The sequence below is a fragment of the Marisediminitalea lipolytica genome (genome assembly GCF_001758465.1).
Taxonomy (GTDB): Bacteria; Pseudomonadota; Gammaproteobacteria; order Enterobacterales; family Alteromonadaceae; genus Alteromonas; species Alteromonas lipolytica.
In genome coordinates this window covers 472046-488112 of sequence record NZ_MJIC01000015.1, presented here as the reverse complement: position 1 = coordinate 488112, position 16067 = coordinate 472046, and the positions used below count along the sequence as shown (strand labels likewise).

Here is a 16067-nt window from a genome sequence, read left to right as displayed (position 1 = left end):
ATGGAAAATTTTTAAGTAACATCATATGTTAGAAATTGTCCGATAGTAAATGAGAGTTCAGTTGACATGCTAAAATCGCTGTTCAAAAAGAAGCAACCCCCCATTGTCGGTCTCGACATCGGGACCCGTTGCGTAAAAGCGGTCGTGCTGGAAGGCGCCGAAGGCGACTATACGCTGACCGCCTTTGCTTGCGAACCGATTATTAAGGACGCCTTCAGAGAACGTGAGATCAGCGACTTTGACGCCGTAAGCGTAGCCCTGCGCAAAGTACGTCTGGCGCTTAAAACCAAATTAAAGCCTACCGCCATCGCGGTGGCGGGCACTTCGGTAATAAGCAAAATTGTTCACATGGAGCCGGACCAGAGCGATTTTGAGCTGGAAGGACAAATAGAAGTCGAAGCCGACAGTCTTATTCCCTATCCGTTAGAAGAAGTTTATCTGGACTTTGAAGAAGTGGGGTTAAGTACAACCCATACAGGCAAAGTTAACGTGTTACTGACCGCTGCGCATAAAGACGTGGTGGACTCACGCGCCACACTGGTCCGCGAACAAAGCTTTGAACCCAAAGTCGTCGACGTTGAAACTTATGCCCTGGGTAACGCTATTGATTATTTTTATCCCCACGAAGATCCCGAGCTACGGGTTTGCTGCATCAATATCGGGGCTTCCCTGTTGCAGGTTTGCCTGTGGCGGGATGGTAAGGTTGAATACACCAAGGAGCACACTTTCGGCATTGATTCGCTGATTCAGGATCTGGCTATCATTCATATGATGGACCGCAAAGACGCCGAAGAAAAGCTGATAAATAACACACTTCCGGCAAACTGGGCGACCGATACCCTGCCTATTTTTGCAGCCAATCTGCAACAGCAAATTAACCGTGCCTTACAAATGTACATGAGCACGATGCATGCTGATCGCCCGGATAAAATTGTTATCTGTGGTGCAGGCGCCGTATTGCCAACCCTGGCTGAGACCCTGCAACAGGACCTTGGACTGGACGTTGAGGTGTTTAACCCGTTCAGCAACATCAAGATTAGCGACAAAATAAATGGCGAAGCGGCGCAGCAAATTGCGCCACTGATGGTAGTGGCGGCGGGCCTGGCCAGCAGGGGGATGTCCAAATGGCACATGTAAACCTGCTGCCCTGGCGCGAACAACGTCGTCAGCAACAAAAGCAACAGTATATTGTTGTGCTGGCCCTGGTCGGCCTGATTACCGGTCTGATTTTCTGGCTTATTGGCCAGTTTATTGATACCCAAATCAGTAATCAGAATGCGCGTAACCAGTATCTGCAATCACAGATCACAGCGCTGGACAGCCAGATTGCCGAAATTAAGAAGATTAAGGAAAGCAAAGCAGCTATTGAGCAGCGTATGGCACTCATCGAACAGTTGCAAAGTAGCCGGAACCTGGCCCCGCAGGTGCTCGATGAACTCGCCCGACTGGTGCCTCAGGGCGTCTCTTTCAAATCCTTACAACGGATTGGAGCCAAAATTCAGGTGCGCGGCACCAGCGAGTCCAATAACCGACTGGCAGAATTTATGCGTCAGTTAGAAACCTCCAAAGTATTTACTTCGGGCGAGCTGTCTTCGATTGTTGCCGACACCAGTGCCAGTGACGCAGTAAGTGAGTTTACGCTGACCTTTTCGATTAGCGAGCAAGTCGCAATGGAAAAAGAACAACAAAACCGGAGCGGCAAATGAAGAAATTTGACTTTGCCAAACTAAAAGAGATGAACGATCTGGACTTTGAACAGATCGCCACCTGGCCCTTTGAAATTAAAACCGTCGTTGCGGTATTTATTGCCATCGTAGTGTCCGGGATAAGTTACTTTGGCATTATCAGCCCCAAACTGCCCTTGTGGGATCAGGCTGAAGCCAAGGAAGCCGAACTGAAAATGCAGTTTCAGGCTAAGTATCGCCTGGCAGCCAATTTATCGGCCTATAAAGAGCAGTTGGCCAAAATTGAAGAAGACTTTTCGTCGATGCTGAAATCGCTGCCAACCCGCAACGAAACGCCTGGACTGCTGGATGATATTACCTATGTTGGAACAAGCTCTGGTCTGACTTTCAGACTGCTGAACTGGGAAAAGGAAATTCCGAAAGAGTTTTATACCGAACTGCCTATTCGCATCGAGGTTTCCGGTCGTTATCACAACTTTGGCGAGTTTGTCTCTAAAGTTGCTGAGCTGCCACGTATTGTGACCATGCACGACTTTGAAGTGCAAAGCGATCAGGATGGTCTGCGGTTACGCTTGCTGGCTAAGACTTATCGTACCGCCACCAATGATCAGGAGGAGAGCAAGTAATGCGTAGTTTAACTCGCCTCCTGAGCATTGCAGTGGTAGCCTTGACGGCTTCTGGCTGTGCCCCGCAAATTGACGATTTGGTTGCCTATACCAACGAGGTCAGACTGAACACCAGGCCCAGCATCGAACCTTATCCTGAGTTTGAGCAACAACCCGCGTTTATTTACAGTGCGCAGGATTTTCGCAGTCCCTTTACCCGACCCAAAGCCACGCAGGCACCGGTTGTGTTGCAAGCCAGGGTCAACTGCCTGCAACCCGACACCAGCCGGGCCCGGGAGCCATTGGAATCTTATGGTATTGATGCGTTGTCATTTACTGGCAGTTTCCGCTCCAACGGTGATACCTGGGTGTTGTTTAAAACCAACGATGGTGGCCTGTATCAGGCTAAACGGGGAAGCCGGCTCGGGTTATTTTTCGGTCGTATCATAGCGATAGGTAACGACAAAGTAGTGATTGAAGAACTTGTTCCTGACGGCGCTGGTTGCTGGCAGAAAAAAGAAACAACGCTAACGATGAAATCGTAAGCAGGAGATTTACAGATGTCTAAGCGATATATCTTTAACGAAAGACTCAACCGGCAGTCAAAGCGACGCTACTGGGTAGTCGGCGCTGTGGTTACATTTTTACTGTTTAACGTAGTTGCCGCAGAACTTCGTGCCGAGGAATCTCCGCAGTTAATTAACCCTAATGCTGAAGCCGAAAAAGTCTTTAAAACAACCCTCACCAACATTGATTTTACCCGGGGTTCAGAAAGCCGGGCAATTACCACGGTGAAGTTTAGTCAGCAGCAGGTAGCGCCTCAGGTAATTGAAGCCAACGGCAAACTGATTGTGACGTTACCGGCTACCGAATTAGCTGAAGATCAGTTACTTGAGCTGGATGTAACCGCGTTTGGCACACAAGTCAGCACCATTGAAACGTTTCAGGACAAAGATGCCGCACGTATCGAGTTCAACTACAGCGGCCAGGTAAATACCGAGACCTCAACAGAGGGCAACACCCTGACCATCACCATGGCACCAATGACCGCGGATCAGATTGCTAAGTTAGAAAACAGCCAGTATCAGGGCGCGCCGATTTCGCTGGATTTTCAGGATGTGCCGGTTCGTCAGGTGTTGCAAATCATTGCCAAGGTCAATGGCTTTAATCTGGTCACCACGGATACCGTGAGCGGTAATGTGTCCATTAGTTTAAGCGGTGTACCGTGGGATCAGGCACTGGACATGATTCTTAAAATCAAAGGCCTGGATAAGCGTCAGGAAGGTAATATTCTGCTTATCGCGCCAAGCGAGGAACTGTCCCAGCGTGAGACACAGAAATTACAGTCTGATCAGCAGGTTGCACAGTTAGCCCCGCTGGCATCTGCCAGTATTACGGTCAACTATGCGAAAGCCTCGGAGCTGTCACAAATTTTAAAGTCCAGCGAAGGCAGCGGTGGCATTTTATCTGATCGCGGCACAGTGACAGTAGATAACCGCACCAATACTATTCTGGTCAGGGATACCCAGGCGTCTATCGACGAAGCCAGAAGAGTTATCGAATCGCTCGACATTCCGGTAAAACAGGTACTTATTGAATCCAGAATGGTTACTGTGCGCGATAACGTGGATGAGCAACTGGGCGTACGCTGGGGTTTTTCTGACCGTCAGGACGACAATGGCGTATCCGGCTCACTATCCGGCGCAGATACCATTGCCAGCGGCACGATCCCCGCACTGGGTGACCGCCTTAACGTAAACCTGCCAGTAGCCAGCGCAGCAGGCAGCATCGGTTTTCAGATCGCCAGCCTCGCTGATGGCACCATTCTTGACCTCGAACTGTCAGCACTGGAGTCAGAAAACAAAGGTGAAATTATTGCCAGCCCGCGTATTACCGTGGCGAACCAGCAGGAAGCCTACATTGAGCAGGGTACCGAAATCCCGTATTCTCAGGCCACCTCAAGCGGTGCAACCTCAGTAGAATTTAAAAAGGCGGTATTAAGCCTTAAGGTAACGCCACACATCACTCCTGATAATCGCATTATCCTCGATTTAATCGTGACCCAGGATACCCGCGGTGAAACCGTGTCAACGGCTACCGGTGATGCCGTTGCCATTGATACGCAGGAAATTAAGACCCAGGTACTGGTTGAAAATGGCGAGACCATTGTACTGGGTGGTATTTTCCAGCAGGTAAATAGTAATGACGTGAGCAAGGTTCCCCTGTTTGGTGATTTGCCCGTGGTTGGAGCCCTGTTCCGTAATAGCTCAACGGTATACCAGAAACGTGAATTATTGATTTTCGTGACACCAAAAATTGTTACTGAAGCGCTGTAATCATTGTAATATCACGCCGTCGCATCGTCCCTGAGCCGCCGGATAAGCCTCGCGCGGCTCCGAACGATGCCCGTAACCCTCAGTCTAAGCGTCATTTTTAGGGCTTTCGCCCTAATCCCTGCAACAAAACTTGCATAGCGGTCTGAGAAACTGAGATAATCCCGCTCTCGAAATTTTTACGAGGTTTTGTGTATGTGCTTATTAGCGACAAAATAAGCACGTGTGAACGGGTGGTTGAGGAAAACAGTGGATTCTGCCCTTAACATTATTAAGTTGTGAAATAAGCAAATATGGCTGAAAAACGTAATATCTTTTTGGTTGGTCCAATGGGCGCAGGTAAAAGTACCATTGGTCGTCACTTAGCAGATGAGTTACACCTTGAGTTCTTCGATTCCGATCAGGAGATTGAACGTCGTTCCGGCGCAGATATTACCTGGATCTTTGATCTTGAAGGTGAAGATGGATTCCGCAAACGCGAAGAAAATGTCATTAATGATTTAACTGACAAACAAGGTATTGTTCTGGCCACTGGCGGCGGTTCTATTATGACCAAAGCCGTTCGTAACCGCTTGTCAGCCAGAGGGATTGTAGTGTACCTGCGAACCACCATTGACAAACAGGTTGCCAGAACCCAGCGTGATAAGCGCCGCCCCTTGTTACAAAAGGATGATCCGGAAAAGGTATTAAGAGAACTCGCTGAACTGCGCAATCCGCTTTACGAAGAAGTAGCCGATTACGTTGTTGAAACCGACGATCAGTCAGCGCGTGCCGTTGCTAACCAAATCATCAGCAAGATCGGGTTATAACATTTAAAGGAGCTATCTGCGTGTCAACCTTAACCGTAGAACTTGACGAGCGTAGCTACCCTATCCAGATCGAAGCCGGACTGTTATCACAGCCCGGCTTTTTTGTACCTTACATTAAAGGTCAGCGTGCCGTTATCGTAACCAACGAAACGGTTGGCCCGCTTTATCTGGAAAGAGTACTGGCTGCTTGTGGTGACAAGCAAACCGATGTCATCACGTTGCCTGATGGCGAACAATATAAAACCCTTGAGCAGTTTGAGGTTGTCATGACCCGTTTGCTTGAGATGAACGCCGCCCGAGACGTCACGTTAATCGCCCTGGGCGGCGGTGTCATTGGCGATCTATGCGGGTTTGTTGCGGCAACTTACCAGCGCGGCGTGCCCTTTATTCAGGTACCCACCACCCTGTTGTCCCAGGTAGATTCATCAGTTGGCGGCAAGACCGCAGTGAATCACCCGCTGGGTAAAAATATGATTGGTGCTTTTTATCAGCCCATTCTGGTCGCTATTGATATCACCACACTCAATACCCTGCCACCACGTGAATTTGCTGCCGGCATGGCCGAAGTGATTAAGTACGGCATTATCTACGACGCCGGTTTCTTTGACTGGCTGGAAGCCAACCAGCAGACACTTAAAGAGCTGGATGGCGAGGCACTGACTAAAGCCATTTTCCGCTGCTGTCAGATTAAAGCCGAAATCGTTGCTCAGGATGAACGGGAAGGTGGCATTCGCGCGCTGCTGAACCTTGGCCATACCTTTGGTCATGCGATTGAAGCCGAGCAGGGTTATGGAAACTGGTTACATGGCGAGGCTGTGGCCGCTGGTATTATCCTTGCTTGTAAAACCGCAGAACATTTAGAGTGGCTGACTGCGTCAGAAACCCGTCGTGTGGAAGACTTGCAACAGCAGTTTAATCTGCCGGTATCCGGTCCCGACAGCATGTCGGTGGAAGACTATATGCGTCACATGGCCCGCGACAAAAAAGTCGAAGCCGGCCAGATTCGCTTTGTTATTCCCCAGGGTATAGGTAAAGCAGTGGTGACCAAAGCGGTAACTCAGCCCATTCTGGATGCAGTGTTAGGTTAATTAGTCCAAATCCCTGGCCGACTGTAGAGGAATAACCCGTGGCATCAGAGCTGCACAGCAGACTTGAATACTTAGTTAATTACTCGTCTCAGCTAATTTTTGTTAGCGGTGACACCATAGCTGAGCAGCAAAGAACGCTGGAATCTTTTGTTTTTCAACAGTCGGACAACACTGAGCTGGCGTTTATCACTGCCGAGCCCTCAATGACGGTAACCGAATACCGGGGCACGCTGTGTAAACAGTTACTTGGCCAGGTGGTGGGCAGTTACATTCGCCCACTCAATGAACTACTCGCCGGACTGAATCACCACGCCGGACCGGTGCTGATTACCATTACTCAGGCACAGCATATTCCGAACAGCTTTTTGCAGGAACTGTGGGAACTGGTACTGCAAAGTCGCTTTGCTAACAATAAACAGCACCTAAACGTACTGCTGTTTGGCGAAAGTGAGTGGGCTGAACAGGCAAAGGAGTGGCTGCCAGCCAAAAATACCAGCACGCCCCTGCTAATTAGCAGCCAGTCTTTTACTTCTGACGATTACAGCAGTGACGTCGACAGATTACTCGCAGAACGTCGCGCCGCCTTTGAACGTTACAGAAAGGAGCGTGGCGAAGCGGGAGCGACACCTTTTACCCCCAACCGCCTGCGTTCGCCCTGGCTATGGTTAGGCATCACGCTGGTTTTCGTATCCTGTTTTGTGGCAATTATGGGCTGGCAGTATGGCACCACCATAACGACCCTGTTCAATCCAATTGAATCGCAGCAACCCGCTACCGAACAATCCGCGCTGGTTGAAGCACCGGCAATTGTAAAACCAACCCGTACGCTAAGCGTAGTCAAACAGGATGTGGACACTACGGCCAATGAGCCGCCACCCGCTATCGAAACCGACGCAGATAGCAAAGCGCCATCAACACAGCCCCGGGTTATCAGCAGCTTTAATGATGCGCTAAAAGCATTACCGGAGAAGGCAACTACGGTTACCACCATAGAGAAGCCAACCGGGATTGAACCACAAGCCGTAACGGCAAAGCCATCCGTGACGCCTACCGAAGAACCGGTAACCCGTCCAGCAACCGAAGCTGATACAGCAACAACCGTTGCTACCACTGTGGATACACAGGCCCCTGAGTCCGCAACCTCCCCTCGTGAGCCAGCAGCAACACTGCCGCTGGCCAACGCGATGCTGCTGGAAGATGACAACAGCGCATACTGGGTACAAATCGCTGGCATGAAAGACCACCAGCTGGCTGCGGATTTTCTGCGTGACAACGACCTGACCAATCGCATTATTGTTTACCAAACCTATCGCTATGGCGGTGACTGGTACGTGCTGCTTTGGGCAGAATCAGCGCCTTCGCTGACTCAGGCTCAACAGCAACTGGCTGCACTGCCCACATTTCCTGGCAGCGACAAGGCATTTATAAAATCGGCCCGGCAGATCAAGGCCGAAATCGCCAACCAGCAATAGCTATAAATTCAGGATTTCACGATATTGCTGGTTGTCGAGATCCGCGCTGGCAGATACAATTATCGATTCGATAAAGTCGTACGCATCCAATGGGCAGTTACCCTGGTGCGGGATGCGGGGCATCGTAGAGTAGAACTTGCTATGCCTATTAAAATAAAAACCACAGCGTCAGTGAGTAGTTACCAACATAATGGCCGTCAGTAAACACCGGGCTTTCCTCAAGTGGGCAGGAGGCAAATACAGCCTGGTTGAACAAATCAATGCACACCTGCCAGAGGCCAAAAAGCTCATAGAGCCTTTTGTTGGCGCTGGTTCCGTGTTTTTGAATTCTGACTTTCAGCATTACGTTCTTAACGACATTAACCCCGATTTGATTAATTTGTACAACTTGCTTAAAGCGCAACCTGATGCGTTAATCAACGATCTTAAGCATTATTTCTCTGCTCACCATAACAGCGAAAACATTTATTACGGTCTGCGGGAAGAATTTAATCAAACCAGTGACGAATATTACCGGGCGTTGCTGTTTGTCTATTTAAATCGCCATGGCTACAACGGATTATGCCGTTACAGCCTGAGCGGGCGCTTTAACGTGCCATTCGGGCGTTACAAGCGGCCTTATTTTCCCGAACGGGAAATGTATCATTTTGCCGAAAAGTCACAAAAAGCCAAATTCACCTGTTTACCTTTTGAACGGGTTTTCCAGCATGCCCGCCGTGGAAGCGTAATTTATTGCGACCCACCTTATGCGCCAATCAGTAAAACGGCGCTGTTTACCAGCTACGCGGCAAAGCAGTTCAGCCTTTCCTGCCAGCATAAACTTGCGGTGCTTGCTCAACGCGCTGCGTTTAAGCGCCACATTCCTGTGCTGATTTCCAATCACGATTTACCGCTCACGCGCCAGATGTACCATGGCGCGCGGATCTCAACGCTCAATGTAAAACGCTCTATCAGTCAAAAAGGCAGTGCGCGTAAACCGGTGAGTGAACTACTGGCATTGTTTCATCACAAACCCGTCTATCCCATAGGCGCAGTAGAACACCCGATTGATAATAAATAGCGGGAAACAAAGTAAGTAAGTACTAAGGTACCAGCCACTTCACCAACAATACTAACCCTGCCACCAGTAACACCACAAACACCACGCCCACTATCAGATACGGCGCTATGGTAGTCTGGTTAAAATCCTGCTGGTATTTTTTTTGGCTTTGCACACCAAAAGCGCTGGCCAGTACACTTTGTACTACGTTTAACCAGCCTGGTTTTTCAGCCATGATTTACCACAGCGAATTATTCGCTGTCGTTGCCCTTGTGGCGGGACAATAATTCCAGCAAATCGAGGAAATGAAATCGGTACGAAGTAGAGCGTCCCGTAAGCCAGGTTAACCAACTCACCTGTTCAGCTTCGAGGACTGAGGAAACACAATTTTCGACGCAATCCGTAGCGTCAGAACGAACAGCAAAATTAAAACTGCCAACAGTTAGCATCAGAGCAAATACGGCTCCGGCTACCCGCCAGTTCAAGCTTTTCTTTAGCATTGTCATAACAAGACTGTCCCAAACAATCATCCATTGTTGCAATTATAGCCAGTTTGTCACATCTGGCAATCAAATTTTTAACCAAAAGTACAAAGGCCACACTAGTGTGTGGCCTTTGCGTGCACATAACATAAAACACTGAAACAGTGTTAAAAGTCTCTTACAGTTCGAAATCTACTGAGTAAGAAACAGTGTATTTGATTGAATCGTTATCACGCTCAGGAGTGTTTGCGAAATCATCATTATCATCTAAATCAGTACCGCTAATCATAAACGCGAAACCATCTTTAGAAACAGTTACACCGTAATCGATATAAGCATCTGTTACGCCGTTAAAAGATTCCGCGAAATCACCCTGGTGATGACCTAAATGCAAACCGATTTCAGTACCGCTTTCCAAAGCGAAACCATAATCAAGAGACAGGTAGGTTGCCTGGCCAAAACCGAAATCTTCACCAGGACCTTCATCAGGCTCAGCATTCGCTAAAACAGATAAAGTTGCACTGAAGCTACCGTAACCGATGCTACCGTAAACTTCACCAAAATCGTAGCCAGCATTCTCGTCGTAGTTGTAGTAAAGGTATCCTACGTCATAGCTAAAGTCGCCTGCTTCACCAGAGTAACCGAAGTACAAGTCATGCTCATAAGAGTAAGCATCAGACTCTTCGTACTTAACATTTGATGCCCACGTACCGGCATAAAAGCCGCTGTCGCTCGCATAATCGATACCGCCTTGTACAGCAGCTTCGTTCATGGTTTGCGTCAGACCACGCCAGATGTAGTTGTTAGTTACGCTTACATTCGCAGACAGACTGTCAGCCAGAGCAGCCTGAGAAGAAAGGCAAGAGCCAACAACGGCCAGAGTTAATAAAGTTTTATTAAATTTCATGTGTGTTCTCCGTATAAATCACGCATAAGTGTTTTTATTTAAATGACTTTTCTGTCTGTTATTATTTTTCTGCTGACTTTATACGCAAAACTAGTGCCCAATTATCCAACCTCTTGCCATCACTTACACATTATTAATAAACATCTGTTTTTAATGTGTTTTTATTCACAAACTTTACATATAATTATTTACTTTCTTCACCAACGCACAATCAATCAGCATTATTTTGCACCAAAACAATGCAAAATCCCCATAACAGGGCGAGATTTGCTCTTTTGCCCGGTTTGATATTCCGCTAAAATATTGGCCAGTTTATAAGCGGCCTTGTGTCTATTCGTCGAGTACAATAATAACCAGACGTAACACCCCGGACACCAGACCATCCCCCGTACCCTACACAGTCTATAAAAGGTTATTCATGCAACAGTTTTTAATAGCGCCGTCGATTTTATCGGCCGATTTTGCTCGTTTAGGTGAAGATGTCCAACGCGTACTCGACGCCGGCGCCGATGTGGTGCACTTTGACGTGATGGATAATCACTATGTGCCAAACCTGACCTTTGGCCCGATGATTTGTAAAGCTTTACGTGATTACGGCATTACCGCACCTATTGATGTGCATTTAATGGTATCCCCGGTGGACGACCTGATTAGCCAGTTTGCCGATGCCGGGGCCAGCTATATTAGTTTTCATCCCGAGGCCAGTCAGCATGTAGACAGAAGCCTGCAACTGATCGCCGATAAAGGCTGCCAGCCGGGACTGGTGTTTAATCCCGCCACACCACTGCACTACCTCGACTATGTTATGGATAAACTTCACCATATTTTATTGATGTCTGTAAACCCGGGGTTTGGCGGCCAGTCATTTATTCCTTCCACGCTGGATAAATTACGTGAAGTAAAAGCACGTATCGACGAATCTGGACAAAACATCCGTTTGGAAGTTGACGGCGGGGTGAAAGTCGATAATATCGCTGCCATTGCTGCCGCCGGCGCAGATATGTTTGTTGCTGGCTCAGCTATTTTTAATCAGCCCGACTATGCCGCAGTCATCCAACAGATGCGGACTGAACTGGCGTCTATTTCTTCTAAATAAGCAGGTATTGAGTGATGAGTGCGAAACCAATTGTATTAAGCGGCTGCCAACCTTCCGGACAGCTTACCCTGGGTAACTACATGGGTGCGCTAAAACAGTGGGTCTCTATGCAGGAATCCCATGATTGCCTGTATATGATTGTAGATTTACATGCCATTACGGTACGTCAGGAGCCTGAAAAACTAAAGCAGGCGTGTCTGGACGGCCTGGCGTTGTACCTTGCTTGTGGTATTGACCCGGCAAAAAGCACACTGTTTGTGCAGTCGCACGTGCCGGAACACGCCCAGCTGTCGTGGGTACTTAACTGTTTTACCCAGATGGGCGAGCTTAACCGCATGACCCAGTTTAAAGACAAGTCTGCCCGTAACGCCAATAACATAAATGTGGGATTATATAGCTATCCTGTGCTGCAGGCCGCTGACATCCTGTTGTACCAGGCTCATGAAGTCCCGGTGGGCGAAGATCAAAAGCAACATTTAGAGCTTACCCGTGATATCGGCACGCGCTTTAATAACATTTACGGTGACACCTTCCGAATTCCAGAGCCGTATATTCCGGAGTTTGGTGCCCGGATTATGAGTTTGCAGGAACCGGATAAAAAGATGTCCAAGTCTGACACCAACCCAAACAACTTTATTGGTTTGCTGGAAGATCCGAAAAAAGTGGCCAAGAAAATTAAGCGCGCGGTAACTGACTCAGACGAACAGGCGCGTATTTACTTTAACTGGGCCGAAAAGCCGGGTGTAACCAACCTGCTAACATTATTATCTCTGGCTACCGGTAAATCGGTTGATGAACTGGTGCCAGCCTACGAAGATAAAATGTACGGCCACCTGAAGTCTGATGTAGCCGATGCCGTCGTCGCCTTAATTGAGCCGATTCAGCAGCGCTACAATGAGCTCCGCGCTGATCGCGCCTACCTTGACGACGTAATGCGTAAGGGCGCCGAAAAAGCGCAGGCCCGCGCCGCTGCCACCTTGCAGGCAACTTACGACGCTTTGGGATTTATCGCCAAACCCTAAGCCAAGCCGGTGCATTAGCAATTGATTCTACTGATCGATAATTACGACTCCTTCAGCCACAACCTGGCCCGGTATTTTCTGGAGCTGGGTTGTGAGCTGAAGGTTGTTCGCAATGACGCAATTACCCTGGACGAGATAGACCCCGCCGTCTTTGATGGCATTGTGATCTCTCCGGGTCCCTGCACACCTGACGAATCCGGCATTAGCCTGGACGTTATCCGGCATTTCGCCGGCGTTATTCCTGTCATGGGCGTGTGCCTGGGTCATCAGGCAATCGGACAGGTATTTGGCGCCACGATAACCCGGGCTAAACAAATTCGTCACGGTAAAGTTTCTGCCATAAAACATAATGACGATGCCTTATTTAAAGACGTTCCCACCCATTTTAATGTTACCCGCTATCATTCACTGGTGATCGCGCCACAAACACTGCCCGATTGTTTAGAGGTACTGGCCTGGAGCGACAGCGATGCGTCGCCGGAAATTATGGCAATCAGGCATAAAACGTTACCCTTATGGGGCGTTCAGTACCATCCGGAATCATTGCTGACAGAATATGGCCACCAGGTACTGCTTAATTTCCTCACTTTAGCTAAGGTAAAGCGCAAACAGGCCGATATGACCTGTGTATCCGAATTTAACGGGCAAGTTGTCTCGCTTTCCTGAAAAACGAAAGTCGTCAGTCATTTTACCTGCTATATTGGCTAATTTGCGTGACATGTTAAAACATGTCCTAGTCTTCGTATTGCAAACAGTTTACTGTTTATTTATCACAAGGATAGAGCGTAATTTTCATGGCAGAGCAACTGTTGGCTCCACCAGCCTTTGTAAAACGGTTTAATTATTTACTCCTTGCCCCGGAACGGGCCAGGGAGATGATCGGTCGTCGTGCCCCCGGTGAGGTAAGTTATGCCGAATCAGAACAAAGTTTTACCCGCCGTCAGTTGCTTAAGGTCGAAAAAGACGCCATCAAAAACAAGCTGGAGACCGCCAAACTCCAGGCCAATTACGTCGAACAGATAAATCAGCAACTGCACGCTGTTATCAACAAAAAATTGCTGCAAATACTTAACGACAGCAATGCCGTCTGCGAGACCCTGTTAAACTGGTCCGAAGACGTCACCGACCTGATTGATTTATTGTCGACCCCTTCGGCTACGGTCAGCAAGGTTGAAGCCGTCGCGGCTAACATTCCCTGGTTGGTAGACGAGTTACTGCGCCAGGTAAATCAACCCCAGTACCGACGTCGTGACGCTCGTGGCGATGTCATTGCCGTCGACACGTTAAAAACTGCCCTCAGCTTTATTGGTATTGATAACGTTAAACGCGTGCTGCCCGCGCTTATTTTTAAGCAAAGTCTGCCAGTGATTACCGACCCGTATCCGCAAATTAAGCATAAAGTCTGGGAATATAGTCTGGTATGTGCGAGAACCGCTGAGCTCATCGCCAGTCATTACCGGGTTAGTTCATTTGAGGCATTTTCACTGGCAATGTTTAGTCAGTTAGGCCGCAGCGCTATTTTAAAACTGTACTTTCGCTTGTTCGAACAGGTCCATCTGGATTTCTTACGTCACGCACAAAAAGCCAAGCTGCGCAATTTACATTCGGCATTAGTTCAGCTGATCCCCGATGCCAAAAGACTTATCACACTGATAGACGAACACAGCGAAAAAACAACGCTGCACCTGGTGGAGTTTATGGTGTTTAAGCGTCTTAATTACGTCAGCCCACTGCAACAACTGCTTAAAGATATCGATCCGGAAGATGCATCCCCGTTAACCCAGATGCTGTTAGACTGCCGCTATTACGCCAAATACCGCATGCTTAAGGATAACAACCTGTTTCTGGACGACGAAGCCGAACATTTTCTGGCCGGTTGCGCCATACCACCAGCATTGCAACAAAAGCTGGCTAACATTACCCTGAGTCAGCTGCCAGTTTTATCCGATTTGTAACGATTAGCCGCCAATAAAGCCCGAAAATCCCATTTATTTTTGCATTCCTGAAGATTCATAATCATTCAGCCGTAAACTCAAATTTACATCCGGTCGGCCGCCCTGATTCTGTATGCCATAAAATCACCCTCTGATTTTCCACTATTCACAATTCATTCACTTAAATGGATAGTTATTCATTTTTTATGCAATTAGAGCCACACCCCTTGATTTTACTGACCTTGAGGTCTGGTAATACACGAGACAACGCCCCTTTAAGGTGGCATACTGAGCCGCTTAATACCGTATAAAACGCATAAAGCTCACGCTCGCAAGACGCTGAGCATTTATGTTAATGACTAACAGTTAGAGGTGAAAAAATGCAGGTAACCCGCGAAACGTTTGATCAGGTCATGGTACCTAACTACAGCCCAGCCAAAATGGTGCCGGTACGTGGTCTGGGTTCACGAGTCTGGGATCAGGCTGGAAACGAGTTTATTGATTTCGCCGGCGGCATTGCTGTAAACGCATTGGGCCATTGCCATCCTGAATTAGTAGCAGCGTTAACTGAACAAGGCCAGAAATTATGGCACCTGAGTAACGTTTTCACTAATGAACCCGCTCTGCGTCTGGCCAAAAAACTGACTGACCACACCTTTGCCGAGCGCGTCTATTTTGCAAACTCAGGCGCGGAAGCCAACGAAGCCGCGTTAAAGCTGGCCCGTCGTTACGCGCTGGAAAAATTTGGTGAGCAAAAACAAAAAATCATTGCTTTTACCCAGGGTTTCCATGGCCGTACTTTCTTCACCGTAACCGTTGGCGGTCAGCCTGCGTACTCTGACGGCTTTGGTCCAAAACCAGGCGCCGTAGAACACTGCGATTACAACGACCTGGCGGCATTTGAAAGCCTGATTTCAGATGACACCTGCGCCGTAATGATGGAGCCTTTACAGGGTGAAGGCGGCATCATCTCGCCTGATCCGGCCTTTGTTAAAGGCGTGCGTGAGCTGTGTAATAAGCACAACGCCTTGTTAATTTTTGACGAAGTGCAGTCAGGTGTTGGCCGGACTGGTCACCTGTACGCTTACATGGGACTGGAAGTCGTACCGGATATTCTTACCACAGCTAAATCTCTTGGCGGCGGCTTCCCTATTGGTGCCATGCTCACCACTACCGAGATTGCCCAGCACCTGAAACCAGGTACTCACGGCAGTACCTACGGTGGTAACCCGCTGGCTTGTGCCGTAGCAGAGCGTACCTTTGACATTGTTAACGACCCGGCGGTACTGGCTGGCGTAAAACAAAAAGAACAGTTGTTCCGCGATACCCTGGCGACCATTAACAACAAGCATCACGTATTCAGCGAAATTCGTGGTAAGGGCATGTTACTGGGCTGTGCTTTAAATGAAGACTTTAGTGGCCAGTCGCGCTTATTCCTGGATGCATCAACCCAGCAGCAACTGATGTGTCTGGTAGCAGGCGCTAATGTTGTTCGTTTTGCACCGTCGTTAGTCATCCCTGACGAAGATATCGCCGAGGGTCTGACGCGCTTTGAACGTGCCGTAGCGAGCGTAGTAGCAGCTCGCTAAGCGTCC

The 16067-nt window shown here is 48.5% G+C and carries 17 protein-coding genes; 14 read left to right on the top strand and 3 right to left on the bottom strand.

The features are described from left to right. The first annotated feature begins 66 nt into the window (after positions 1-66). The 9 genes from pilM to BFC17_RS16660 all read left to right on the top strand — a co-directional run bounded on the left by pilM (position 67) and on the right by BFC17_RS16660 (position 9052). Entirely contained in the window at positions 67-1137 is a 1071-nt protein-coding gene (gene pilM, locus BFC17_RS16700; protein WP_070177617.1) for a type IV pilus biogenesis protein PilM, read from the top strand. Next, positions 1125-1706 (top strand): PilN domain-containing protein, encoded by a 582-nt coding sequence (locus BFC17_RS16695; protein WP_070177616.1) that lies wholly within the window; start codon positions 1125-1127, stop codon positions 1704-1706. Before pilM ends, BFC17_RS16695 begins: the two co-directional genes overlap by 13 nt. Continuing rightward, a complete protein-coding gene (locus BFC17_RS16690; protein ID WP_070177615.1) occupies positions 1703-2311 on the top strand; it encodes a type IV pilus inner membrane component PilO in 609 nt (202 codons plus the stop codon). Before BFC17_RS16695 ends, BFC17_RS16690 begins: the two co-directional genes overlap by 4 nt. After that, positions 2311-2835, top strand: coding sequence for a pilus assembly protein PilP (locus BFC17_RS16685; RefSeq protein ID WP_070177614.1), 525 nt, complete (start codon positions 2311-2313; stop codon positions 2833-2835). Before BFC17_RS16690 ends, BFC17_RS16685 begins: the two co-directional genes overlap by 1 nt. A gap of 15 nt (positions 2836-2850) precedes the next feature. After that, a complete protein-coding gene (locus BFC17_RS16680) occupies positions 2851-4626 on the top strand; it encodes a type IV pilus secretin PilQ (protein ID WP_070177613.1) in 1776 nt (591 codons plus the stop codon). 290 nt (positions 4627-4916) lie between these two features. Further along, entirely contained in the window at positions 4917-5432 is a 516-nt protein-coding gene (gene aroK, locus BFC17_RS16675; protein WP_070177612.1) for a shikimate kinase AroK, read from the top strand. Between the two features lie 20 nt (positions 5433-5452). Beyond that, positions 5453-6520 carry a 3-dehydroquinate synthase gene (aroB, locus tag BFC17_RS16670; RefSeq protein ID WP_070177611.1) on the top strand — a complete coding sequence of 356 codons (1068 nt, stop codon included), beginning with the start codon at positions 5453-5455 and terminating at the stop codon, positions 6518-6520. 38 nt (positions 6521-6558) lie between these two features. Beyond that, entirely contained in the window at positions 6559-7992 is a 1434-nt protein-coding gene (locus tag BFC17_RS16665; RefSeq protein WP_070177610.1) for an SPOR domain-containing protein, read from the top strand. Positions 7993-8182: 190 nt separating this feature from the next. Beyond that, entirely contained in the window at positions 8183-9052 is an 870-nt protein-coding gene (locus BFC17_RS16660) for a Dam family site-specific DNA-(adenine-N6)-methyltransferase (RefSeq protein WP_070177609.1), read from the top strand. 22 nt (positions 9053-9074) lie between these two features. Here BFC17_RS16660 and BFC17_RS16655 read toward each other — a convergent pair whose 3' ends face one another. The 3 genes from BFC17_RS16655 to BFC17_RS16650 form a co-directional block, all read right to left on the bottom strand. Next, positions 9075-9266, bottom strand: a complete 192-nt coding sequence (locus BFC17_RS16655) for a DUF2970 domain-containing protein (RefSeq protein ID WP_070177608.1) — start codon at positions 9264-9266, stop codon at positions 9075-9077. A 16-nt stretch (positions 9267-9282) separates the two neighbouring features. Continuing rightward, a complete protein-coding gene (locus tag BFC17_RS22325; protein WP_139142112.1) occupies positions 9283-9537 on the bottom strand; it encodes a hypothetical protein in 255 nt (84 codons plus the stop codon). Between the two features lie 154 nt (positions 9538-9691). Next, complete coding sequence (locus BFC17_RS16650; RefSeq protein WP_070177607.1) at positions 9692-10420, bottom strand: TorF family putative porin; 729 nt, start codon at positions 10418-10420, stop codon at positions 9692-9694. Positions 10421-10838: 418 nt separating this feature from the next. Here BFC17_RS16650 and rpe point away from each other — a divergent pair, with 418 nt between their 5' ends. The 5 genes from rpe (at position 10839) to BFC17_RS16625 (ending at position 16061) form a co-directional block, all read left to right on the top strand. Next, on the top strand, positions 10839-11516 hold the full coding sequence (gene rpe, locus BFC17_RS16645) for a ribulose-phosphate 3-epimerase (protein WP_070177606.1): 678 nt from the start codon (positions 10839-10841) through the stop codon (positions 11514-11516). 14 nt (positions 11517-11530) lie between these two features. Continuing rightward, positions 11531-12538, top strand: a complete 1008-nt coding sequence (trpS, locus tag BFC17_RS16640) for a tryptophan--tRNA ligase (RefSeq protein WP_070177605.1) — start codon at positions 11531-11533, stop codon at positions 12536-12538. Between the two features lie 21 nt (positions 12539-12559). Beyond that, positions 12560-13204 carry an anthranilate synthase component II gene (locus BFC17_RS16635; protein ID WP_070177604.1) on the top strand — a complete coding sequence of 215 codons (645 nt, stop codon included), beginning with the start codon at positions 12560-12562 and terminating at the stop codon, positions 13202-13204. Between the two features lie 128 nt (positions 13205-13332). Beyond that, positions 13333-14493: an HDOD domain-containing protein gene (locus BFC17_RS16630; RefSeq protein WP_070177603.1), complete on the top strand. Its 1161-nt coding sequence runs from the start codon at positions 13333-13335 to the stop codon at positions 14491-14493. Positions 14494-14852: 359 nt separating this feature from the next. Beyond that, positions 14853-16061 (top strand): aspartate aminotransferase family protein, encoded by a 1209-nt coding sequence (locus BFC17_RS16625; protein WP_070177602.1) that lies wholly within the window; start codon positions 14853-14855, stop codon positions 16059-16061. Positions 16062-16067 lie beyond the last annotated feature (6 nt).

Bases quoted from the DNA above. Each gene is read 5' to 3' on its own strand.
- pilM (WP_070177617.1), top strand. From the start codon at position 67: ATGCTAAAATCGCTGTTCAAAAAGAAGCAACCCCCCATTGTCGGTCTC.
- BFC17_RS16695 (WP_070177616.1), top strand. From the start codon at position 1,125: ATGGCACATGTAAACCTGCTGCCCTGGCGCGAACAACGTCGTCAGCAA.
- BFC17_RS16690 (WP_070177615.1), top strand. From the start codon at position 1,703: ATGAAGAAATTTGACTTTGCCAAACTAAAAGAGATGAACGATCTGGAC.
- BFC17_RS16685 (WP_070177614.1), top strand. From the start codon at position 2,311: ATGCGTAGTTTAACTCGCCTCCTGAGCATTGCAGTGGTAGCCTTGACG.
- BFC17_RS16680 (WP_070177613.1), top strand. From the start codon at position 2,851: ATGTCTAAGCGATATATCTTTAACGAAAGACTCAACCGGCAGTCAAAG.
- aroK (WP_070177612.1), top strand. From the start codon at position 4,917: ATGGCTGAAAAACGTAATATCTTTTTGGTTGGTCCAATGGGCGCAGGT.
- BFC17_RS16660 (WP_070177609.1), top strand. From the start codon at position 8,183: ATGGCCGTCAGTAAACACCGGGCTTTCCTCAAGTGGGCAGGAGGCAAA.
- BFC17_RS16655 (WP_070177608.1), bottom strand. From the start codon at position 9,266: ATGGCTGAAAAACCAGGCTGGTTAAACGTAGTACAAAGTGTACTGGCC.
- BFC17_RS22325 (WP_139142112.1), bottom strand. From the start codon at position 9,537: ATGACAATGCTAAAGAAAAGCTTGAACTGGCGGGTAGCCGGAGCCGTA.
- BFC17_RS16650 (WP_070177607.1), bottom strand. From the start codon at position 10,420: ATGAAATTTAATAAAACTTTATTAACTCTGGCCGTTGTTGGCTCTTGC.
- rpe (WP_070177606.1), top strand. From the start codon at position 10,839: ATGCAACAGTTTTTAATAGCGCCGTCGATTTTATCGGCCGATTTTGCT.
- trpS (WP_070177605.1), top strand. From the start codon at position 11,531: ATGAGTGCGAAACCAATTGTATTAAGCGGCTGCCAACCTTCCGGACAG.
- BFC17_RS16630 (WP_070177603.1), top strand. From the start codon at position 13,333: ATGGCAGAGCAACTGTTGGCTCCACCAGCCTTTGTAAAACGGTTTAAT.
- BFC17_RS16625 (WP_070177602.1), top strand. From the start codon at position 14,853: ATGCAGGTAACCCGCGAAACGTTTGATCAGGTCATGGTACCTAACTAC.